Origin of the sequence: Heliobacterium chlorum (assembly GCF_014502795.1) — a bacterium.
Taxonomy (GTDB): domain Bacteria; phylum Bacillota; class Desulfitobacteriia; order Heliobacteriales; family Heliobacteriaceae; genus Heliobacterium; species Heliobacterium chlorum.
Window position 1 is genome coordinate 300,127 of sequence record NZ_JACVHF010000001.1, and the last position, 22,767, is coordinate 322,893.

Annotated in this window: 23 protein-coding genes; 20 read left to right on the forward strand and 3 right to left on the reverse strand. The window is 48.8% G+C overall.

Annotated features, from left to right (window positions below; genetic code table 11):
• Nucleotides 1-50 precede the first annotated feature (50 nt).
• From H1S01_RS01385 to H1S01_RS01395, 3 genes are all read left to right on the forward strand, one after another.
• Nucleotides 51-674 carry an acetate uptake transporter gene (locus H1S01_RS01385; RefSeq protein ID WP_188038328.1) on the forward strand — a complete coding sequence of 208 codons (624 nt, stop codon included), beginning with the start codon at nt 51-53 and terminating at the stop codon, nt 672-674.
• A gap of 166 nt (nt 675-840) precedes the next feature.
• Nucleotides 841-3,453, forward strand: coding sequence for a PAS domain S-box protein (locus H1S01_RS01390; protein WP_188038329.1), 2,613 nt, complete (start codon nt 841-843; stop codon nt 3,451-3,453).
• A gap of 254 nt (nt 3,454-3,707) precedes the next feature.
• Nucleotides 3,708-4,100, forward strand: coding sequence for a hypothetical protein (locus tag H1S01_RS01395; RefSeq protein ID WP_188038330.1), 393 nt, complete (start codon nt 3,708-3,710; stop codon nt 4,098-4,100).
• 55 nt (nt 4,101-4,155) lie between these two features.
• Here H1S01_RS01395 and H1S01_RS01400 read toward each other — a convergent pair whose 3' ends face one another.
• On the reverse strand, nt 4,156-4,809 hold the full coding sequence (locus H1S01_RS01400; protein WP_188038331.1) for a superoxide dismutase: 654 nt from the start codon (nt 4,807-4,809) through the stop codon (nt 4,156-4,158).
• A gap of 174 nt (nt 4,810-4,983) precedes the next feature.
• Here H1S01_RS01400 and H1S01_RS01405 point away from each other — a divergent pair, with 174 nt between their 5' ends.
• From H1S01_RS01405 to H1S01_RS01485, 17 genes are all read left to right on the forward strand, one after another.
• Nucleotides 4,984-5,211 (forward strand): transcription initiation factor TFIIIB, encoded by a 228-nt coding sequence (locus H1S01_RS01405; RefSeq protein WP_188038332.1) that lies wholly within the window; start codon nt 4,984-4,986, stop codon nt 5,209-5,211.
• A gap of 247 nt (nt 5,212-5,458) precedes the next feature.
• A complete protein-coding gene (locus tag H1S01_RS01410; RefSeq protein ID WP_188038333.1) occupies nt 5,459-6,286 on the forward strand; it encodes a formate dehydrogenase accessory protein FdhE domain-containing protein in 828 nt (275 codons plus the stop codon).
• Between the two features lie 20 nt (nt 6,287-6,306).
• A complete protein-coding gene (tatA, locus tag H1S01_RS01415) occupies nt 6,307-6,540 on the forward strand; it encodes a twin-arginine translocase TatA/TatE family subunit (RefSeq protein ID WP_188038334.1) in 234 nt (77 codons plus the stop codon).
• A gap of 96 nt (nt 6,541-6,636) precedes the next feature.
• Nucleotides 6,637-7,599 carry a polyprenyl synthetase family protein gene (locus H1S01_RS01420; RefSeq protein ID WP_188038335.1) on the forward strand — a complete coding sequence of 321 codons (963 nt, stop codon included), beginning with the start codon at nt 6,637-6,639 and terminating at the stop codon, nt 7,597-7,599.
• 81 nt (nt 7,600-7,680) lie between these two features.
• Entirely contained in the window at nt 7,681-9,069 is a 1,389-nt protein-coding gene (gene resB / locus H1S01_RS01425) for a cytochrome c biogenesis protein ResB (RefSeq protein WP_341479019.1), read from the forward strand.
• 33 nt (nt 9,070-9,102) lie between these two features.
• Nucleotides 9,103-9,942 (forward strand): c-type cytochrome biogenesis protein CcsB, encoded by an 840-nt coding sequence (gene ccsB, locus H1S01_RS01430; RefSeq protein ID WP_188038602.1) that lies wholly within the window; start codon nt 9,103-9,105, stop codon nt 9,940-9,942.
• A gap of 38 nt (nt 9,943-9,980) precedes the next feature.
• The gene (locus H1S01_RS01435; RefSeq protein ID WP_188038337.1) at nt 9,981-10,613 is read left to right on the forward strand and encodes an NAD(P)-dependent oxidoreductase; all 633 of its coding nucleotides are present in this window, start codon (nt 9,981-9,983) and stop codon (nt 10,611-10,613) included.
• Nucleotides 10,595-11,902, forward strand: a complete 1,308-nt coding sequence (gene hemA / locus H1S01_RS01440; RefSeq protein WP_188038338.1) for a glutamyl-tRNA reductase — start codon at nt 10,595-10,597, stop codon at nt 11,900-11,902. The genes H1S01_RS01435 and hemA overlap by 19 nt, the downstream gene beginning before the upstream one ends.
• Nucleotides 11,903-11,914: 12 nt before the next feature.
• Nucleotides 11,915-12,859 carry a hydroxymethylbilane synthase gene (gene hemC, locus H1S01_RS01445; RefSeq protein WP_188038339.1) on the forward strand — a complete coding sequence of 315 codons (945 nt, stop codon included), beginning with the start codon at nt 11,915-11,917 and terminating at the stop codon, nt 12,857-12,859.
• Entirely contained in the window at nt 12,856-14,403 is a 1,548-nt protein-coding gene (cobA, locus tag H1S01_RS01450; protein WP_188038340.1) for a uroporphyrinogen-III C-methyltransferase, read from the forward strand. Before hemC ends, cobA begins: the two co-directional genes overlap by 4 nt.
• A gap of 144 nt (nt 14,404-14,547) precedes the next feature.
• Entirely contained in the window at nt 14,548-15,723 is a 1,176-nt protein-coding gene (nirJ1, locus tag H1S01_RS01455) for a putative heme d1 biosynthesis radical SAM protein NirJ1 (protein ID WP_188038341.1), read from the forward strand.
• A gap of 54 nt (nt 15,724-15,777) precedes the next feature.
• Entirely contained in the window at nt 15,778-16,767 is a 990-nt protein-coding gene (hemB, locus tag H1S01_RS01460; protein WP_188038342.1) for a porphobilinogen synthase, read from the forward strand.
• A gap of 314 nt (nt 16,768-17,081) precedes the next feature.
• Nucleotides 17,082-18,077 (forward strand): putative heme d1 biosynthesis radical SAM protein NirJ2, encoded by a 996-nt coding sequence (gene nirJ2, locus H1S01_RS01465; RefSeq protein WP_188038343.1) that lies wholly within the window; start codon nt 17,082-17,084, stop codon nt 18,075-18,077.
• Between the two features lie 3 nt (nt 18,078-18,080).
• Nucleotides 18,081-18,566, forward strand: a complete 486-nt coding sequence (gene ahbA, locus H1S01_RS01470) for a siroheme decarboxylase subunit alpha (protein WP_188038344.1) — start codon at nt 18,081-18,083, stop codon at nt 18,564-18,566.
• Between the two features lie 25 nt (nt 18,567-18,591).
• Nucleotides 18,592-19,065: a siroheme decarboxylase subunit beta gene (ahbB, locus tag H1S01_RS01475; RefSeq protein ID WP_188038345.1), complete on the forward strand. Its 474-nt coding sequence runs from the start codon at nt 18,592-18,594 to the stop codon at nt 19,063-19,065.
• Between the two features lie 12 nt (nt 19,066-19,077).
• Nucleotides 19,078-20,385 (forward strand): glutamate-1-semialdehyde 2,1-aminomutase, encoded by a 1,308-nt coding sequence (hemL, locus tag H1S01_RS01480; RefSeq protein WP_188038346.1) that lies wholly within the window; start codon nt 19,078-19,080, stop codon nt 20,383-20,385.
• A 304-nt stretch (nt 20,386-20,689) separates the two neighbouring features.
• A complete protein-coding gene (locus tag H1S01_RS01485) occupies nt 20,690-21,538 on the forward strand; it encodes an EamA family transporter (RefSeq protein ID WP_188038347.1) in 849 nt (282 codons plus the stop codon).
• A gap of 75 nt (nt 21,539-21,613) precedes the next feature.
• Here the strand turns inward: H1S01_RS01485 and H1S01_RS01490 are convergent, their stop codons facing one another.
• Nucleotides 21,614-22,270, reverse strand: a complete 657-nt coding sequence (locus H1S01_RS01490; RefSeq protein WP_188038348.1) for a DedA family protein — start codon at nt 22,268-22,270, stop codon at nt 21,614-21,616.
• 249 nt (nt 22,271-22,519) lie between these two features.
• Nucleotides 22,520-22,741, reverse strand: a complete 222-nt coding sequence (locus tag H1S01_RS01495; RefSeq protein WP_188038349.1) for a hypothetical protein — start codon at nt 22,739-22,741, stop codon at nt 22,520-22,522.
• Between the last annotated feature and the right edge of the window lie 26 nt (nt 22,742-22,767).

A 22,767-nucleotide genomic window follows, 5' to 3' on the forward strand; every position in this document is an offset into this window, starting at 1 on the left:
GCTTTTCCTTTACAATCTATCGTGGATATTGTGAAAAAAGGAGCAAGTGGATGGCAAACGATTTGAAACAGGTTGAAGCAAAAATCACCGTTGCCGACCCGACGGCGCTAGGTGTTTTTGGTCTGGCCATGGTCACCTTTGTGGCGTCAACACAGAAACTTGGTTGGACCAGCGGTGTTTCCGGCCTTGTACCCTGGGCGGTTTTTCTGGGAGCGATCGCGCAAGTGATCGCCGGCATCTTTGACTTCAAAAAGAACAACTATTTTGGCGCCACTGTCTTAACCACCTACGGGCTTTTCTGGTTTGGTGTGGCCATGTCCTGGTCCATCACCCTCGGCTGGCTCGGACCGGAGTTTCAAGCCGCTTTTAGCGGAGTCCAACTCGGCTGGGCTTTTCTAGGTTACTTTATCTTTTCTCTCTTCATCATGATTGCCGCATTTGAAACGAACAAAGTCTTTGCGGCGATTCTCATCCTGATCAATGTGCTTTTGCTCTCACTTGCACTGACATCTTTTAAGATTGTCGACCTCCATCCGGTAGCCGGCTGGTCCGAATTCTTAATTTCCTTGCTTGGTTTCTATGGTTGCGGCGCCATCTTCTTGAACAACTTTTTCGGACGTACCATTCTTCCCATCGGTGGACCTATGGGTTTCATCAAAAAGGGCGCCCGCTAAATCGGTTGGTCACGGCAAAAAGGCCACATTTGCACAAATTTGCAGTGTGGCCTTTTTTTGTTTTTTAAAAATTATCATCCGTTGTTGACAGCGATCGACAGAATCTTCATTTATTTAATAATATAATGCTTTTACAGACACTTTTTATTGTTGAGGGATAGAAGAAATGGGCAAATTCGATTTTGTCTCCGCCGAGCAGATGGTGGACAACTCACCCCAGCACGTATATGTCTATAACGTAGAAGGAAAATTTCTCTATGCCAACATTGCTGGTGCGAGAGCCTGTGGTTTACATCCAGACGATTTCATCGGCAAATCCTGGAGAGAATTAGGGTTTGCCGAGACCGTTATAGAGACGTTTGACCAAAATCTGAGGAAAGTGTTTAACAGTGGGAAACCCATCATGGATGAGACGATATTTTTCACTATCGACGGCCCGAGATACTATGAATATATTCTTCAACCCGTCTTCTCTTCCGAAGGAGCCATGACAGCGGTGGTCAGTTATTCCCGAGATATTACCGTACGAAAAGAAAAAGAAGAGATCATCAATCAGTTTTTCAACCTTTCCTTGGATGTTTTTATGATTTTAGACTTCGAGGGAAACGTCGTAGAAAGCAACGGAATTTTAAGTAGGCTGCTAAGGGTGGAAGAAAAAAGAGTCTCGAACATAAAAGATTTTGCTGACTTGCTCCATCCTAATGATTTTGAAAAAACCAAAGACGCCTATCATTTCTTACTTGCCGGAATTCCCAGTACGAATTTTGAGAATCGTTATCGAACTTCCACCGGTGAATACCTGTGGTTTTCATGGAATTCCATGCCGAATAAAAGCAAGAAACTGCTCTATTTAGTGGGGCGAAACATAACTGATACGAAGAAGGTTAGAGGTGAACTGGCTCAATCCCATGAACGACTGGATCGGATCCTAAACAGTATCAATGAGGGCTTTTATATTCTCGATCGGGAATGGAAGTTTACCTATGTAAACAAAGAGACGGAACAAATATGGGCGATGCCCAAGGCGAAGCTGCTCGAAAAACGTTTATGGGAGGTATATCCCGATGCATGTAATGAAAAGAGTTATTCAGAGTACGTAAAAGCTTACCAGAAAAACGAAGTTGTTCGCTTTGATGAGCAAAACCGCCATAGCGGAAGATGGTCTGAAATCACTGCCTACCCCTCAAAAGAAGGGCTGACCGTATTTTTTCGAGACATCACCGAAAGAGTACGCAATGAACAGAAAATACGTAGAAATGAGGCTTGTCTTCAAGCCCTTTTAAAAATTAGTCGAATGAGCAAGGAGAAAATTGAACATATCGGTACAAACGTTCTCAAGGATGCTCTAAGACTGACGGGTAGTGAAATTGGATATATCGGCTTTGTCAATGATGCGGAGTCGGCGATGCAAACCTTTTCATGGTCTATCGATGCAAAAACCTGCGCTATTCCAAGCAAAACGCGGTTTCATTCGATTGAAACCGGCGGTATTTGGACTGAGGTGATCCGCGAGCGGAGAGCCCTAATCATCAACGACTATAAAGCGTATTGCACTCAGAAAGCTCTACCCGAGGGGCATGAGAATCTAAAAAAAGTTCTATCTGTCCCGATCTTTGAAGAGGATAAAATCGTCATGCTGGTTGTCGTAGCCAACAAGACGGGGGAATATGACGGTTGTGACATCGATTTTCTAAACGTCTTAGTAGGCGGTATGTGGGAGGTGCTTAAACGAAAAAAGGCTGAGAAAGAACTTCGTTTATCGGAAGAACGCTTTTCCAAAGCTTTTGCTATGAGTCCGAGTGTGATGTCGATTAGAGAACTGGATAGCGGAAGATATGTAGATGTGAACCGTACTTTTGAACGAGTGACTGGTTTTTCAAGAACAGAGGTAGTGGGTCTGAGGCCGGAAGAATTGGGAATCTGGGAAGAACATAGCGAGATCCAAGCTTTTATGCGCGGAGAAACCCTAGCGAAAAACAGGGAATGCAACTTTTTTGTCAAATCCGGTATTTTTACAGGGCTTGTATCCACCGAGATCATAACTATAAATGGGAAAAAGCACATTCTGACGGTAACAAACGATATCTCAGAAATAAAGCGATTCCAACAAGAATTTTCACGTTTAGATCGGTTAAATTTGATTGGACAGTTGGCCAGCGGTATCGGTCATGAAGTACGCAATCCCATGCAGACGGTCCGCGGGTTTCTCCAGTTGATGCAGCGAAAAAAGGAATACAGCCGTGATGAGCCCTATTTTGAATTGATGATCACTGAACTGGATCGAGCCAATTCCATTATTACGGAATTCCTCTCCTTATCGAAAAAGCAGTCCGATAATCTCTTAGAAAAAGACCTAAACAAGATTTTAGATAAACTATCTCCGTTGCTTCTAGCTCAAGCTTTGAACGAAAATAAAGAGATTGAAATGAAACTAGGTCAAGTTCCGACGATTCTTGCCGATGAGAAGGAAATTACTCAACTGCTTCTTAACCTAGTGAAAAACGGATTTGATGCGATGGAAGAGCGAAAAAAATTGTTCCTTCGGACATATGTCGACGTAGATGGACTGGTTGTGCTTGAAGTCAAAGATCAAGGCCGGGGAATCGCCCGAGAGCTTCAAGATAAGCTGGGAACGCCTTTTGTGACCAACAAAGATAATGGGACCGGATTGGGATTAGCTGTCAGTTACAGCATCGCAGATAGGCATAGGGCGAAGATAAATTTTGAAACAGGAAGTGAAGGGACGACCTTTTATGTGAAGTTTCCCCCCAGGGTTTAAGACAGTAGGAAGTAACCATGCAGCATTTGGTAACCTTCCGTTTTGTAGACTTGAATATGCGTGTAATATAATTCCATATATTTTTACACCCTTTCGTGCTTTGCGAAAAGGGTGTTTTCATTTTAAAAATCCGTGTATAATTCGGACTAATGGGCATATAGTCCCAAATTCACGGAATTGAAGTTAAATAGGGACAATTCACGGTAAATATAGCATATATATACTAATATCAATCGTATAAAGGGGTTATCAACATGTCCACATTGGAAAGGGACATTGAAAAAATCTTTAAGCGGGATCAACGAGAGAAGAAGGTCGCTGCCAGTGGTGTACGAGGTCGTGCTTCCCGGCTGGGTCGAGTTGGCCGCATGGTCTTTCCTTCTGACCGGCTATCCCCAAAAGAGAAACGCCAATATCGTCAAGCGGGGGCGTTGATTGTCTACTCTTTATACGACCAATTGGTTTCTTTTGATGAATTCGACCGAATGGCTTACCTCCGGCAGCGGGAACTGTTAACGAAGTGGCGAACAAAGTACTCCGACAACGAAATATGCCGAGCTTGGGGATTAAGCCGCTATGCCTATGAAATCATTCTAGAGGCATTGGAACTGCCGAAAAAAAGTCAACTGACTTATAAAGGTCAATAAAAACCCGCCTGATTTATGATCATACCAGGCGGGTTTATTTTATCGGGGGCCTTTATCAATAGGTTGAGGCCAGGAGGGGCAACTGGCCTTGCATGGCGTAGAGAAGACGGTTTTCCACTTCAGCCCAGTTGATCAGATTCCAAAAGGCTTTTACATAGTCGGAACGGCGATTCTGATAATCGAGGTAATAAGCATGCTCCCAGACATCGATAACTAGGATAGGGGTAGCCCCCCACTGAGTTAAGTTTTGATGTTTTTCCGCTGTCAGGATCTCCAACCTTCGCCAAGCAGGCTGCCATACAAGGATGCCCCAGCCTGAAGCTTCCACATCGACAGTTGCTTGGGTCAATTGTTCTTCGAAAGCAGCAAAACTACCAAAATACTTATTTATCTGATTTTGTGTATGCGTCCCTGGCTGGAGGCCTCTTCCTGGTGACGTCATGATTGTCCAATAGACACTGTGCAGGATATGACCGGAACCATGAAAGGCCAGTTCCCGTTCCCAGTGTTTGATTAAGGAGAAATCCCTTCTCTGCCTCGCTTCCACTAGCTTTAACTCAGCCCGGTTCAAGCCGTCCACATAGGACTTGTGGTGTTTGTCATGGTGGATCCTCAAGGTGCTTTCGCTGATGACTGGCTCCAGGGCATTATATGGGTAGGGGAGCGGCGGCAATTGGTGTTGACCGGGTGGAACCGTAAAATGTTGCATGTCGTAAACCTCCCGACTTTTTGAGTACGCCGCTACAACCTATTAACAGGTTTTAAGACCTATACGGACTAAATTTTTCTTCAAAAGGAATCTCTCTCAAAGTGGCGAATAATAACAGCAAAAATTGCAAGAACCTTTTGAGAGACGATGGGTGCCTTTTTAGGAGGAGTGTTTATGGAGCATCTCACCCGATGCCCAGATTGCGGTTCGACCGATATCGGACAGGGGATCTTCAAAGGGTATGCCAGTATGATGCCTGTCGACAATTTCTTCTCCTTCGGTTCTCCTGTCGTGGCCGATGTCTGTGCAAGCTGCGGACTTGTCCTTCGACTTCGCGTTTTGAAGCCGCACAAGTTTAAATCCACCAGCCAAGACTTTGAGCAATTGGAACCGGCTGACTAAAACCCATTACAGGACCAGAGCAAGTACGTCAAAAATTCTGGCGTATATAGATAAACTGGATTTATTAGCTGAATTTTGTTCGAATTTCGTGCATTTTTTTTACATTTGAACATATAAATCTTAGTAGACTGTACCCGATGTACGGGACAGGCTCGGCACTCCTTTGAAACACCAGACGACTCGCTGACTTTCTCTTTCTTTACACCACTGACACATTGTGCGATAATATCGTAAAAGGAGCGTGGCGGTGGTGTTGCAACACCTGATGACCGGTTTGCCGGAGGACTTAGTTACCTTTGTCCGGGAACTTCGGGCAGTCCGTGACCGGTACCGGCACGTGAGCATAACTCCCGTGGACATTCCTTGCGCTAGTATTCGATTGGCTGTCGTAACGGGACAACCACTATTGGAACTGGTAGCTTTTACTATCGCTGAAAACCAATTTTATGATTTACTTGACGAGGTGCTGTCAACGGTAAGAGTCCAGCGACCTTCGTTGAAAGAACAGATCGATCGAATAAAAATTCATCTGAAGCAAGTGGACTTAGCCGTCTTAGCATTTAAAGGGGCCATCGATGAAAATGTTTATTTTCGTTCACTTGCTCAAGATGCTGCTGTGAGTCAGGAATTGTACCACTTCTTGGTCAATCAGGCTGTTCGACCATTTCTTATCGCTTTCGCCCGGGAATATGCCTCTCGCCTAGACTTAACCCATTGGCGAAGACCATATTGCCCGATCTGTGGTCGCCTTTCCGACTTATCACGATTGTCTGGAGATGAAGAGGGCCGCCACCTCGTATGTATTCACTGCCAGAGTATGTGGGAATATGAACGGTCGGCCTGTCCACACTGTGGAAATAAGGAGCCGGACAATTTAGATTATCTAATGACCGACGAGTACCCGGGATGGCAGATACATATTTGTCAACGGTGCCAGGGATACGTGAAGACTGTTGACAGTCGACAAGCTTTTGTCAACCTTGCCGTCCTTGATGAGTTTGATACGCTGATGCTGGACATAATCGCACAGAAAAAGGGCTATCTTAATGAAAGAATCGGGCCTATTCTCAACTAGGGCGCTCAGGGAGGAGCAACATGTTTGGTTTTTTGTCTACCATCGGCATACCTGAACTTCTTCTTATCCTCGTCGTAGCCCTGTTGATTTTTGGACCTGGAAAACTTCCAGACGTCGGAAAAGCCTTAGGCAAAAGCATTAATGAATTTAAGAGTGCCACAAGCGCCAGCAAAGCAGAAGAAAAGGAATTAGAAAAACCAACAGCATCGGGAGACTCCCCAGATCAGGGGAATGCTCCTTCAAAGGACAACTGACCTTTGGCAAGGGCACGTCTCATGGGCGTGTCTTTATTCATTCGACGAAAATTCATTATCCTCTGATGACAACACAACTTTGAAGCAGGTGACTTCATGCAGTCTCGTCTTTTTCAAGAAATTCAAAACGACTTGGCCAAAGTGGAAGCCGAACTGGCCAAATACGCCGATACTTCGCTGCCGACGTTGACCGCCGCGTCCAGCCACTTGCTTCATGCCGGAGGAAAACGACTGAGGCCGGCCTTTGTCTTGCTGGCCGGCAGGTTTCATAATTACTCCCTTGAGCGCCTATTGCCTCTGGCGGTAGCCATGGAGATGATCCACATGGCTTCCTTGGTTCATGATGATGTGGTCGATGAATCGAAGACACGGCGGGGAATCCCTACCGTAAAAGCCCGTTGGGGAAACCGCATCTCGATCCATACAGGCGATCATCTTTTTGCCCGTTCCCTGTTGCTCATTGCTGAACTGAACGATGATAAGATTTCAGAGGTGTTAGCAAAGGTCTCTGTGGAGATGTGCAAAGGTGAGATTCAACAGATGTCAGGCACCTTTGATGTAAACCAAACTTTCCGGGACTATCTGTTCCGTATCAAGCGAAAAACAGCGCTTCTCATCTCGGCATCGTGTCAGTTAGGCGCAATGGCTGTTAAAGCCGATCCTTCGATCGTACGGGCGCTGAAGATGTACGGTCATCATCTTGGCATGGCTTTTCAGGTAACCGATGACATACTTGATTTGACAGCCGACGAAGCGGAACTTGGCAAGCCCGTCGGTTCAGATCTGCGCCAGGGTATCATCACGCTGCCGATCTTGGAAGCCCTGTGGGAGACGAAAGACCCCCTGTTGCGTTTGTTGGTGGCTAAGCGGGACAAGTCCCAAGAAGAAGTCCGACAAGCAATTGAGATTATAAAAAATTCTGGAGCAATCGATCGCAGCCAAAAAATTGCTCGTCGCTACCTTGAGAAAGCAAAAGACGAGTTAAAGCGCTTACCGCCGGTGCCAACCCGAGATTCTTTAGCCTCTATCGCCGAATTTATTGAAAAACGAACGTACTAAAACGTGATGGAAATCCTTTTTCCTTGTGAGGGGATATGCTAGAATAGGTAGCGTTGAAAGTTGAAGGAGTGAGGAAGCTTGGTGCAATCAAATGAAGACCTAAAGGCTTCAAAGTCTCCGGAAGAACAGTTGAATCAACAAAGACCCGATAAGGATGGGTTTGTCGATAAAGCATGGAGCTTTTTTAGTTCTATGAAGCTGGGCCTCTTCCTTTTACTCATCATCGCAGTCGCCTCTATCGCTGGAACGATCATTCCTCAAAATGGTTCCCCTCAAGAGTATGGTTCACTTTATTCGCTTTACAGCACTTTGGGACTCGTTGATATGTACCACAGTTGGTGGTTCCAAACACTCTTGTTCCTTTTAGCGATGAATCTGTTTATTTGCTCGGTAAACCGGGCTTCTTCGCTATGGCGCCTTTTTTCCAATCCAAGGATTAAGGCTGCTAACGGGGAAATTTCTCGGATGGCCCATTCCTTTCAAACTGAAAAAGCGATTTCAGAAGAAAGCCTGGTTCAACAAGTAGAGGATGTATTCCGAGAAAAGGGTTATCGTGTTTTCACGGAACGAGAGTCTGGTAAAACATATTTATATGCCGAAAAGGGACGTTTCGGCATTTGGGGATCTCTGATTTCCCACATTGGTTTGCTTGTTATCCTCGTCGGTGCTGTCATCGGCATCTATGCCGGTCAGGAAGGCCAGATGCCTGCTGAAGTACATAGCACCTTCCATATCCGAGATGTACAGGGTCTGGGTAAGGTAGATGAAGATTTCGATGTTCGAGTGGACGACTTCAAAACGGTCTATCGTCCCGATGGCTCCATTCAAGCTTGGATCAGTCGTTTGACGATTTTGGACAAAGGCCAAGAATTATTGACTAAAGATATCGAAGTTAACCATCCTCTAGAAATCCGAGGATTTAAGATCTACCAAGCATTCTACGGCGCGAACATCCCCACGAAAGTCACTTCCAAAGAAATTCCGCAAGGTTATGACTTTACGATCAACGAAGGTGACTTCATCCCTGTTCCTGGCACGAATCTAGGCGTCTTGGCCTATAAGTATGTCCCCGATTTTGACCCTCAATATGGCCTCCAATCGAAGTCTGACCAGCCCAACAACCCGCGCATGGTCTACGTGCTATACCGGGGAAAAGAGCAGATTGGCGTCGGCGCTGCTGAATTAGGCAAGACTGAGATGCTTGCTGGTGGAGAAGGCCAGATCACCTTTCAACGATATGCCCCGTATACAGGGTTGACCATTCGTCGGGATCCCGGAGTTGCTATCGTCTGGCTGGGCTGCGTTGTCCTGCTCATCGGTTTGGGTTTATCCTTCTACATGCCTCACAAGCGCATGTGGGCCACTGTTGAAGGGAATAAGGAAAAGAGCTTGTTATATTTCGGAGGATTTGCCCAGAAAAATAAAATCGCCTTTGAACAAGATTTTATTCAATTGAAAGATAAACTCTAACGGGGAAATAGGGGAGGGTTTGATATGACGGACATGGTAGCACAAGAGAACCTGCTCTTTTATATCACATTTGCGGCATATGGATTGGCAACCTTCCTCTATATCGGCTTTTTAGTGATCCGCAACCAATTCCTTGCACGCGTTGGTTATTACATTATCGTCATCGGTGTTCTGGCCAACACGGCTGCCCTGGCTCTTCGGGCTATGGTTGCTGGATATGTACCCTTAACGAATGGTTATGAATTTCTTTTAGCATTTTCCTGGGGTATTGCTTCAGTTTATCTATTTGCCGAAAAAAAATATCAAATCCCTGTTGCCGGAGCTTTTGTCGTTCCGACTGCCTGGTTGATTCTAGCCTATGTGGCTGTGCTTATGGATCCGGCGTCGAGAGCCGCCCGGCCCCTCATGCCGGCCCTGCAATCCAACTGGCTGACCTATCATGTCATCACAGCCATGTTCTCTTACGGGGCTTTTGCTTTTTCTTTCGGTGTCGGCATCATGTACCTATGGAAAAAGAGCGCCGAAAGCAGGGAAAAACAAAGGGGAGTTGTGGCTTTCCTGCCATCATCGGAAAAACTAGATGAGATCGGCTATCGCCTGATCGCGATCGGTTTTCCTCTCCTCACCCTTTGCATCATCACCGGTGCGATTTGGGCTGAATACGCTTGGGGCCGCTACTGGAGCTGGGACCCTAAGGAGACATGGTCACTCATCACCTGGCTGATTTACGCCGCCTATCTGCACGCCCGTTTCACCTATGGTTGGAAAGGCAATCGGGCTGCCTGGATGGCTGTGATCGGTTTTTTAGCTGTGTTGTTCACCTTTTTTGGTGTCAATTACTTCTTAAGCGGATTGCATTCTTATGCAAAGTAGCCTAAGGAGTAGATAAATTAGTGGCATAGAAAGGGGCTGTGCTGTTGTATCCGTTGATGTTAAGACTGGAAGGACAACCTTGCCTCGTCGTCGGTGGGGGCCAAGTAGCCGAACGGAAAATTGAATCTCTTCTCGAGGTAGGGGCTCGGGTAACTGTGATCAGTCCCGAAGTCACGCCCGCTGTTCAGGAATGGGTTCAAGAAGGGAAGTTGCGTTGCCACCTGCGGGGTTACCAGGAAGGAGATGCGGCAGGACATTTTGTTGTCATCGCAGCAACCGATGTTTCAGAAGTCAATGAGATGGTCGCTCGCGATTGTTTCCAGCGAAATATTCTCATCAACACAGTTGACATTCCCCCGCTCTGCAATTTCTACGTACCTGCCGTTGTTCGTCGAGGCGACTTAACCATCGCTATCTCTACCAACGGTGCTAGTCCGGCTGTCGCCAAACGTATCCGTAAAAAAATGGAACGTGAATTTGGCGAGGAGTACGGCGAGTACCTTCAAGTGATGAAGTCCCTTCGAGAACAGGTACTCCGTGAGGTTTCGGATCCGGAAATGCGCAAAGATATTTTCGAGCGTCTGGCTGATGCCGGATTGTTAGATTGCATCAAGGCCGGTGACGAGCAGGGACTGAAGGAGCGAATCGCCCAGTGTTTATCTTCGTCGTAGGGCTGAACCATAAATCAGCACCTGTAGAGATTCGGGAACAATTGTCCTTTCCAGAGCACATACTGGAGAGTTCTTTGCAACGGCTGAAATCAGAACCTGGCATAGAGGGCTGCGCCATTCTTTCCACCTGTAACCGCACAGAGATCTACGCAGCGACGACAGACCTGGAAAAAGGTCTAGCCGCTGTTAAGAGATTCTTTTCCAACTCCGGTCCCCTGCAGGTAGATGACTTCGCTAGTAATTTTTACACGCATACCCTCTATGATGCGATACGCCATCTTTTCCGGGTGGCTGCTGGCTTAGATTCTATGGTGTTAGGGGAGACACAGATTCTCGGTCAAGTGCGACGCGCTTATCAAGCCGCTTGCGATTATGGAACCTCCAACGGGATCATCAACACTTGGTTTCAACAGGCCATCACCGTAGGCAAACGGGTTCGCACTGAGACGGGTATAGATCAGCATGCTGTTTCTATCTCCTATACGGCGGTGGAGTTAGCCCGCCAGGTATTTGACTCCTTAGAAGGTCGAACCGCTTTAATCCTAGGCGCCGGCAAGATGAGTGAACTCACCTTGACCCACCTCATCGCTAACGGGGTGTCCACAGTCCTCGTAGCCAACCGTACCCGCGAACGAGCCGATGAACTCGCTCGCAAATGCGGAGGTAAAGCTGTATCCTTTGCCGAGTTGGAACAACATATGGAAATTGCCGACATCGTCATCTCTTGTACGGCGGCCACCCACTATGTTATTCGCCGAAATCTTGTGGAGACGGTCATGGCGCAACGTCCAGAACGCCCTCTTTTCCTCATTGACATCGCTGTCCCTCGGGATATCGAACCGGCCGTCGGCACGGTACAGTCTGTACACCTCTTTGATATCGACGACTTGAACAGCGTAGTCGACCGCAATTTAGCCGAACGTCAGAAAGCAGCATCCCAGGCAGAAGTCATCATCGAAGAAGAGATCCATGAGTTTATCAAATGGCTCAATTCCTTGTTTGTTGTCCCTACGATTGTCGCATTGCGAAATAAAGGAGACGCCATCAAGGAAAAGGAACTCGAACGGGTCCTGGGAAAACTGAAAAACCTTTCTGAAAAGGATAAGAAGACCCTCGGGGCGATGGCCTCTTCCATCGTTAAGCAACTGTTGCATGATCCGGTGATCCAAATTCGCCATTATGCAGCCAGCCCGGAAGGTCACTTATATTCAGAGATTTTGCAAAATCTCTTTTCCCTAGATATCGCCGGACAGCGGCCGAAAGGCTGTGACGATAACAATCTGAGATAAGGAGTCACCGTAATGTCAGTACTTCAACGACCAGTTGTCATCGGAACCCGGGACAGTGCTTTGGCACTCTGGCAGACCAATTGGGTCATGGCCAGATTGAAAGAGTTATTCCCGGAACAAGCTTTTGAGGTTAAAGCGATCAAAACCAAGGGAGACAAAATCCTCGACGTGGCCCTGGCCAAAATCGGCGATAAAGGCCTCTTCACGAAAGAACTGGAAGTCTCCATGCTTGAAGGTGAAATCGATATGGCGGTCCACTCCTTGAAGGACCTGCCGACGGTTTTACCGGAAGGACTAACCATCGGAGCCATGTGTGTCCGTGAAGACTGCCGCGATATTCTCATCTCCCGTCACGGCGGTTTGGATGCGCTGCCTCAGGGTGCTCGCGTGGGGACTGCCAGCTTGCGGCGAAAGGCCCAGATCTGGCAAGTTCGTCCAGATTTAGAACTTCTGGATATTCGCGGCAACTTGCAAACGCGCCTCCGTAAGATGGAGGAACAAAACCTCGACGGCCTGATTCTCGCTGCCGCTGGAGTGATTCGCCTCGGTTGGGCCGAAAAAATCAGCCAATACATACCGGTAGACATGTGTCTTCCTGCCGTGGGCCAAGGCTCCATCGGCATTGAAATCCGAGAAGGCGATGATGAAATCGCTAAGATTGTCGGCGCCTTGAACCATCATGAGACCTCTGTAAGCATCCGGGCCGAGCGGGCATTGATGCGTACCCTCGAAGGCGGTTGCCAGGTGCCGATTGGCTCGCTGGGACGTCTGCAAGAGGGTCGCCTAGTCCTAGACGGGATCGTAGCGTCCCTCGATGGGAAACATGTCGCTCGAGGACGGGAAGAAGGTGACCCGTCACAACCGGAAGAAGTGGGTATCCGTCTGGCCGAACAGCTCTTGCAACAAGGGGCCAGAGAGATATTAAACGTTGTAAGACAGGAGACTGAGTTGCAATGAAACAGAAAGTCGGAAAGGTTTATCTCGTCGGTGCAGGTCCCGGGGATCCCGGACTCATCACTGTAAAAGGTCTACAGTGTATCCAAAAAGCTGAAGTGCTTGTCTATGACCGTTTGGCTGGTCACCGCTTGCTGACCTACGCCCGTCCCGACGCCGAGTTGATCTTCGTTGGCAAAGGACCGGACAAGCATGTCTATAAACAAGAAGAGATCAACGAAGTCCTTAAGGTCAAAGGTTTGGAAGGCAAAATCGTCACCCGTCTAAAAGGCGGAGATCCCTTCGTCTTCGGTCGCGGCGGTGAAGAAGCTGAAGTTTTGCGGGAAGCCGGCGTACCTTTTGAGATCGTTCCTGGCATCACCTCGGCTATCTCCGTTCCTGCCTATGCAGGGATCCCCGTGACCCACCGCGATTTTACATCGAACTTCGCCGTGATCACCGGTAATGAAGATCCGAATAAAGAAGACTCGGCCATCGATTGGGCGAAGATCAGCACAGGTATCGGTACGCTGGTCTTCCTGATGGGGATGGGTAACCTGCCGCACATCGCCAGCAAGCTGATGGAACATGGACGCAGCCCTGAAACTCCCGTCGGTCTGATCCGCTGGGGTACACGCCCAGAACAACGGGCGATGACCGGAACCTTGGCCGACATTGCTGACAAAGCAAAAGCGGCTGGATTCCAAAACCCGGCCATCATCATCGTCGGTGAAGTAGTCACCCTTCGGGAAAAACTGGCTTGGTTCGAAGATAAACCCCTCTTTGGCAAACGTATCGTCGTCACCCGTTCTCGTCAACAAGCGTCGGCCTTTGCCTCCCGCCTCGAAGAACTGGGAGCAGAGCCTTGGGAGTTCCCCACGATCGATATTCAAGAACCGGTTGACCTGGCACCGTTGGAAAATGCCATCAGCAAGATTCACGAGTACGAATGGGTTATCTTTACGTCACCGAATGGTGTGCAGCGCTTCTTCGAGCGTTTCTTCACCAACGGTCATGACATTCGTGAACTCTTCAATGTCCGCCTCTGTGCCATTGGGCCGCAAACACGCAAGGAATTGCAGAAGTTCGGCTTAAAAGTCGACTTTGTCCCTGAAGAGTATCGTGCGGAAGCCATCATCGAAGGCCTGAAAAACCTCGATGACTGGAAGGGACGCAAAGTCCTGCTGCCTCGGGCCGATATCGCCCGTAAGATTCTTCCGGAAGCACTCACCAGTTTTGGTGCTGAAGTCGACGATGTAGTCACCTACCGCACCGTACGCGGCGGCGGTGATGCGACGTTGCTCCGTCAGATGATGGAAGAGAAGATGATCAGCGCTGTAACCTTCACCAGTTCCTCTACCGCTCGCAACTTTGTGGAAATGCTCGGTGTAGATGCAGCAGAACGGGAGCGTCTGCTCGATGGCGTCACCTTGGCTTCGATCGGTCCCATCACCTCTGATACGATGAAGGAACTGGGCCTCCGGGTCGACGTGGAAGCCACCGAATACACCATTCCCGGTTTGACTCGTGCCTTGATGGCTCATTGGAACATACAACTTCCTGAGTAAAACTGTCATTTGCCCCGAGGGCGTAATCACATTGTTTCTCGACGGAATATAACATTTCGCCTTCGGGGTGACCTATATCCACCATGTGCTATAAATTTTTATAGTTTTTCATGCAAAATGAAAGACGTGAGAGGAAGGATCACCATGATCGGAGTAAGTAAACTGCTTGTCGGCAGCGAGAACTATGGCGACCGGTTGCGTTACGCCAGCGGATCCCACGGACAACGGAACGGCGCTGTTGAAGGATATGGCCCTGTCGTCGCTTGGAACGTATCCCGGACCTGTAACTTGCACTGCATTCACTGCTATTCCGACTCCGATGAAATCGATTATCCCGGCGAACTGAATACCCAGGAAGCCATCAAGTTCATCGATGAATTGGCCGATTTCAATGTTCCCGTGTTGCTGCTTTCTGGTGGGGAACCGCTGATGCGCCCCGACATTTTTGAACTCGTCGCTCATGCCAGCAAACGGAACATCCGGGTTACCTTCTCCACAAACGGCACGTTGATCACTCCTGATGTGGCTAAAGAAATTAAAAAATATGGCGTCGGATACGTGGGCATCAGTCTCGATGGTATCGGCGAAAACAACGACAAATTCCGCGGTAAAAAAGGCGCTTTTGAAGAAGCCTTGAATGGTATTCGCAACTGTCTGGCCATCGATCAGCGCGTGGGCCTGCGCTTCACCATCAACAAGCATAACTTTAACGACCTGGAAAACATCTTCAATCTGATTGAAGAAGAAAAGATTCCCCGTGTTTGCTTCTATCACCTCGTCTACTCCGGTCGCGGCGGCAGCATGATGGAAGAAGACATGACTCGCCAAGAAGCTCGTGAAGCGATGGACCTGATCATGGCCAAATCGGTGGAATTCCACAAAAAAGGTTTCGATTGTGAAATCCTCACCGTTGACAACCATGCCGACATCGTTTACCTGTACTTGAAGATGAAAGATAAAGATCCTGTGCTGGCTGAAAAGATCTGGAAGCTGATGCAGTTGAACGGCGGCAACCGCTCCGGTATCGCCTTTGCCAACGTCGATTCGCAAGGATTTGTTCACCCTGACCAATTCACTCAAAACCATACCTTTGGCAACATCAAAGAACGTCCCTTCAAAGAGATCTGGTCCGACACTTCCAGCAACCCCATCCTGGCTGGCTTGAAAGACCGGAAACCCTTGCTCAAAGGACGCTGCTCCAAGTGTAAATGGCTCAACGTCTGCAACGGCAACTTCCGTGCCCGTGCAGAAGCCGTTACCGGCGATTTCTGGGAGTCTGATCCGGCTTGCTACCTCACCGATGAGGAAATCGGCCTCTAAAAAGGATCCCGAATCAAACTTGAGTGGCTTGAATAACTGGGAGGGAGAAAAGGGATGAAACACATCCTGTCTGGATTTCCTATCCAACGACCCCGTCGACTCCGGGAAAACCCGGTGCTGCGGGATATGGTACGGGAATACCACCTGCGCCCGGAAGATCTGATTTATCCTCTCTTTGCTGTACCCGGAAAAAACGTCGTCAATCCCGTCAGTTCTATGCCTGGCGTTTGCCAGCTTTCAGTAGATAACATCGTCAAAGAAGCTGTCGATGCTTACAAAGCCGGCGTTCGGTCCGTGGAGCTCTTTGGTATCCCTCCGGAGAAGGATGACGTCGCTTCTGGTGCCTACGATCCGAACGGCATCGTTCAAGAAGCGGTAAAAGCCGTGAAGGACGCTTGTCCCGAATTGTACGTCATCACCGATGTCTGCTTATGCCAGTACACCAACCATGGTCACTGCGGCATTGTCGAAGATGGACGCATCCTCAATGACCCTTCTTTAGACTATTTAGCGAAGACAGCTGTTTCTCATGCCCAAGCCGGTGCCGATATGGTAGCTCCGTCCGATATGATGGACGGCCGAGTCGGCGCTATCCGGCTGGGATTAGATGAGGCTGGTTTCGAAAACGTACCGATCATGTCCTACTCGGCCAAATACGCTTCGGCTTTCTACGGACCTTTTCGGGAAGCGGCTGAATCATCGCCCAAGTGGGGTGACCGGCGCTCCTATCAGATGGATCCCGGTAACAGTACCGAAGCCTTGCGAGAGACGGCTCTCGATATCCAAGAAGGCTGTGACCTGATCATGGTTAAGCCGGGGTTAGCCTATCTGGACATCGTCCGCCGCTTGAAAGAGACTTTCGATCTGCCTGTAGCCATCTATAACGTGTCCGGTGAATATTCCATGGTGAAAGCCGCCGCCGAAAAAGGCTGGATTGATGAAAAACGAATCACCCTAGAGCTATTGCTCAGCATGAAGCGCGCTGGGGCTGATCTAATCATCACCTACCATGCCAAGGATGCGGTTCGCTGGCTGAACGAATAGCCTTTTCCTACACCCTTGACCCGGAATTCTGTTGAATGGCGGGGTGCAATGGCTACGTTCACTTTGTGCTTCGCGACGACTCGCTAGACTGTATCGCAGGGCGCCTATGAATTCGGTTGTTGTACCGATGGCGCCCTACGATTTCCCAGTCTCCTTTGCCGATGCCGCTGGCTCAAATCGCTACTTAGCCAATGTACCCTTAATTTTTCGCGGAATAGCAATATGAGCGTGTTGGAATTTAGCTGACCCCTGATTTTTATATTAAAAGATAAACGAAACGAACGAGAGATAGACATCAAAAGGAGGGTTATTCCTTGATTATTTCATGGAACACAACGAACCAGTGCAACATGTTTTGTGACCACTGTTATCGTGACGCCGGCGCCAAAGCTGAACAGGAGTTGTCCACAGTAGAAGGAAAACAACTGATCGATGAGATCGCCAAAGCCGGCTTTAAAATCATGATTTTCTCCGGTGGCGAGCCCCTCATGCGTCCTGACATTGTCGAATTGGTTGCCTATGCTACATCGAAAGGTCTTCGTTCTGTCTTTGGCACGAACGGCACCCTGATCACCCGTGAAATGGCTCGAGATCTGAAAAAAGCGGGAGCCATGGGTATGGGCATCTCTCTCGACTCCATGGACAAAAAGAAACACGACGAATTCCGCCGCTATCCCGGTGCTTGGGACGAAGCCGTTCGTGGTATGGAAAACTGCCGGGCTGAAGGGCTAGGTTTCCAAATCCATACGACGGTTATGGAATGGAACCGTCATGAAGTATCTACCATCACCGATTTTGCTGTTGAAATCGGCGCTGTAGGCCACCACACCTTCTTCTTGGTACCTACCGGCCGTGCCGTGGACATTGAAGAAGAATCACTGAAAGCCGAACAGTATGAGCAAATCCTGACGGAAATCATGGAAAAACAGAAGGAAGTCAAAATCGAACTGAAGCCCACCTGTGCGCCTCAATTCATGCGCATCGCCAAAGAGATGGGCATGGATATGAAGTATGCTCGCGGCTGTCTCGCCGGAACCCACTACTGCATCATCTCCCCCATGGGCATCGTTCAGCCTTGCGCGTACCTGAACATCTCTGCCGGAAATGTTCGCGAAACGCCTTTCTCCGAGATCTGGAAAGAAGCTCCGATCTTCAAAGAACTGCGCACCTTGAAATATGGCGGCGGCTGCGGCGACTGTAAGTACAAGTTTGCTTGTGGCGGATGCCGGGCTCGTGCCTATTACTATCATAACCAAGACTTCATGGCTGAAGAGCCCTGGTGCCTCTATCACGGTCGGAAGGGGTATTAAGCCATGAGTCTCGATGATCTGGACCGTCGATTGTTGACCATTATCCAGTCATCTTTCCCCATTGCCGCCGAACCTTACAAACAACTGTCTGAAGCATTGAACACGACCGAAGAGGACATCCTCTCCCGGGTTCAACGCTTCAAAGCTACAGGTCTCATTCGGCGCATTGGCGGCATCTTCGATTCCCGCAATTTGGGCTACAAGTCGACCTTGTGTGCGATGAAAGCGCCTGAGGATAAGTTAGAAAAGGCGATCGCCGTCGTCAACGAATACCCCGGCGTGACCCATAACTACCTGCGGGAACACGAATTTAACGTATGGTTTACCTTAATCACACCTTCGGAAGAATACATGGAGAATGTGCTCGATGAGATCCGGGAGCGGACCGGCTGTGAAGTACATAACCTGCCGGCAGTTCGTTTCTTCAAGATTAAAGTCGATTTCAAACTGGACAAGGAACGGCAAGGGGCCGCCGAAGCGGCGCAATAACTTGCTGGTGAAGGAATGAGACGGTATGCTTACAGAAGTCGATAAAAAATTAATTCGCCTGCTGCAAGATGATCTGCCGGTCACTTCCCGGCCCTTTGCCGTACTGGCTGAACAAGTCGGCTTGACGGAAGAGGAAGTCATCGCCCGTACCAAGGAATATCAAGAAAAAGGTTATATGCGCCGTTTTGGCGTAGCCCTGCGGCACCGGGAAGTCGGGTTCACCGCCAACGGCATGGGTTGTTGGGATGTCCCAGAAGAACGGGCCGAAGAGGTGGGCAAAATTATGGCCACTTTCCGAGAAGCTTCCCACTGCTATCAGCGCCCTCGCTTCGAAGGCTGGCCTTACAGCCACTTCACCATGATTCACGGCGAAAGCCGGGAAGAGTGTGAAGCTGTGGCTAAGCGGATTTCGGAAGCAACGGGTATCACCAATTACCGGCTGCTTTTCTCTACCGAGGAACTGAAGAAAACCAGCATGCGTTACTTTATGGAAGAGTAGGGGGAAAGACACTTGACGAAGGGTTACCAACGGTCAGAAGAACTGTTTGCAGAAGCTGTGAAGGTGATTCCCGGCGGTGTAAACAGCCCAGTACGGGCCTTCAAATCGGTGGGCCGCAACCCCGTCTTCATCGAGAGGGGCGAAGGGGCCTACCTCTACGATGTGGACGGCAATCGTTATGTGGACTACGTCGGTTCCTGGGGCCCTCTAATTCTAGGACATGTTCATCCCGAAGTTTCTGAAGCGATTAAAGCTTCGATTGATAAAGGTACTTCCTACGGAGCGCCGACAGAACTAGAGACGCGTCTCGCAAAACTGGTTTTAGAAGCGTTCCCGCACTTTGACATGGTTCGCATGGTCAACTCCGGTACGGAAGCGACCATGAGCGCCCTGCGTTTGGCTCGTGGTTACACGGGACGAAGCAAAATTGTCAAATTCGAAGGATGCTATCACGGGCATGCTGACAGCCTGCTGATCAAAGCAGGTTCAGGCGCCTTGACCTTGGGCGTACCTACGAGCCCGGGTGTTCCCGGTAATATCGCCTCGAACACGATTACAGCACCATACAATGATTTGGAGACCCTCCGGGAAGTCTTCAAACAGGCTGGAGACGATATCGCTGCCATCATCATCGAAGGGGTACCCGGTAACATGGGTGTCGTGCCGCCCAAGCCCGGCTACTTAGAAGGTGTTCGTGAGTTGACTCGCGAATACGGCGCATTGATGATCGTAGACGAAGTCATGAGCGGCTTCCGTGTGGCCTTTGGCGGCGCTCAAGGTCTTTACGGTATCGAGCCGGACATCACTTGTCTCGGCAAGATCATTGGAGGCGGTCTGCCTGTCGGCGCTTACGCCGGTAAAGCCGAAATCATGGAAAAAGTCTCCCCGGCAGGTCCCATCTATCAAGCAGGTACCCTCTCAGGCAACCCCTTGGCTATGACCGCCGGAATCGCCACCTTGGAGATTCTGAAGCGTCCGGGAACCTATGAGTACTTGGAAGAAAAAGCCTCTTACTTGGCGGACGGTTTGGCGAAAGCAGCCCAAAAAGCGGGTGTCTCTCTTTCTACGAACCGCGTCGGTTCAATGTTGACAGGCTTCTTCACGGATAAAGTGGTTGACGATTTTGCCTCCGCCTGTACATCAGATACAGAGGCATTTGCGACCTATTTCCGGGCTATGCTCGACCGTGGCGTCTATCTGGCCTGTTCCCAGTTTGAAGCCGCTTTTGTATCCTTGGCCCATACGAAAGAAGACCTGGATTTCACCATTGCAGCCGCCGAAGAGGCGTTCCAAGTGGTGGCCGGTTCAAAACAAAAATAGAACAAAAAATAGAACAAACAAACCGTATTTGTTCAAAATAAAAACTCCGCCACAGGCGGGGTTTTATTTTTTAAGATATGAAGAATTCTGAGGTGGACACTGCGGCTCGTTAAGTTGGCGTACAGTAAAGGTCAGTTTTTCCCCAAAAAAATCGGCGACGGTCGATGATGACAATAAAATTTCTTAGCCGAGAACTAAGCGAACCAACTTCACCGCCAAGCAATAGGCATTTGCGGTTATACTAAATACAAAATACCATGAGGGCTGTCGCAACATTTTGACAGAAGAAAGGTGTACAAATCTGATGTGGTTGTTCTTAGCCCTTACGAGTGCTATCGTTTTTGGTTTAGCAGGATTTGGAATGAAAATGGGGCAAATGCGAGGAGTCCCCTCGTCCATGGTGCTTGTCGGTCTATATTTATCGGGTACGCTGGGATTTTTGATAACTTGGTGGAATGCCGGAGCTGTCACTGCCTGGTCAGTCATCATAGCGGGATTGATCATCGGTATTGGCTCGGCCGGAGGAAATTATGCCTTTATGAAGGCAATCGAAAGCGGGCCGGCCAGTTTGACTTCACCGATCATCAACATGAATGTAGTGCTCGTAATCGGCATGTCAGTCTTCGTCTATGGAGAGACCATTGGCCTAACCAAAATGCTTGGTGTCGCCTTATTCCTGATCGCCATCATCTTGATCGCGATTAAGCCGGGCAAAGGAAAAGGGACGACCACTTCGGCTTTCTGGTTTGGTATGGTGGTGCTGAGCACCTTGCTTTTCGCCGTTCGTAACGGCGGACTTAAAGTGACTCAAGAACTGGCTATGGATAACAGCGCCGTCCTCTTTTTCAGCTATCTGATACCGACAATCTACTTTTTAGTACGGTACCGGGCGGAACTGATGAAACTAAAAACGGGCGAAATAGTTCCCCAGTTGGGCTGGGGGTTAGTGAGCGGGCTGGGTTCTTTCGGAGGAATGCAACTCTATGCCTATGCTTTATCGCAAGGACCGGCTTCAATCATCTCACCTGTTTTTTCTTTATACGGATTGGTGATCGTTCTATTATCGGTAGGCGTATATAAAGAACGGCTTACGGCACTGCAGACTATGGCAGTGGCGCTAACCTTTGTGGGTCTTATTCTGGTCAAGTTTTAAAGAAACTAGAGGAACAAAGAAATACCGTCAGCGACGGTATTTCTTCAAAGAGTCTTATTTAATTTCCCACACTACCTATTCTTCGTTCTCTCTGATTCTTTCTGCGACTGATTTCACAGGCGCCTTTTTCAAAGCAGCGTTTCGATACCTATATAGCAGATAAGCAGCGCCGAAAACCAAAAGGCCGGCTAAAACTAAGACGTTCACATAATGATGGAACTCTCCCATCATCGCTTCGTAAGCTTCACCGGCGGCTACTCCGATAAGGATAATCGGCGTACACCAAAGAATCGAACCCAACAGGTTCCAGAAAAAGGTTTCCCAAAAACCCATCCGGACGAGACCGGTAAAATAGGGTGTTACATGACGCACACCGATGATCCAGCGACTGAAGAGGATCATTGTAATACGATTGCGGCGAAACCAGGACTCTGTCCGTTCAATGTGTTCCCGCTTCAATCCCATTCGGGGAGCCCATTCGTAAAGAACAAGCTGCCCATAACGTGTTCCGATCACGTGGGCAACCATGGAACCCAACTGGCTGCCGGCGACACAAGCCAGTAGGGTGATCTGAAGCTGGAGACGATCTTGAGAAATTAAAAATCCGGCAAAAGCTTGAGCTATCTCTCCAGGAAAAGGAGCTCCCAAAAACTCGAATAAAAGGCCTAGAAAAAGGCCTACATCGCCATAAGTGCTGACAATCCAATGAGCCGTATCTTTCAATGCATGCAATGCAATGTCCCCCTAAGGAACAGAAGTCTTCTAGTTTATTTTAGCAAACTGATGGATGGGGTACAATCAACTCCGAATAGACAAATTTTCTGCAAATCTGAGAATTTCTCTTGCAAGGAATTTATCACTGTGTATAGAATAGTATGTATAGATCCATAGGAGTATAATCCAGGTCCACATGTTGATATAAGCGTACAAATCCAATGCGGAGAAAGAGTACTGTATGAAGGGCAGTTGACAGAGAGCCGCTCATGGCTGAAAGGCGGCACTGCAACCATCGACAGGAAAATCCTCTCCAAGGTGCAGGCCGAAAGGGAGATGATTCCCCATTAAGCCGTGCCGGACGGTCACCGTTATCAGACCGGGCAAGCATCGACTTGTCCTGTTGAGGGCTGCCATTCGTGACAGCCGAACAAGGGTGGTACCGCGAATTTCCCTCGCCTCTTGAATGATAGAGGCGAGGGTTTTCATTTATCTTTGAGTTAAGTTTTGAAAGA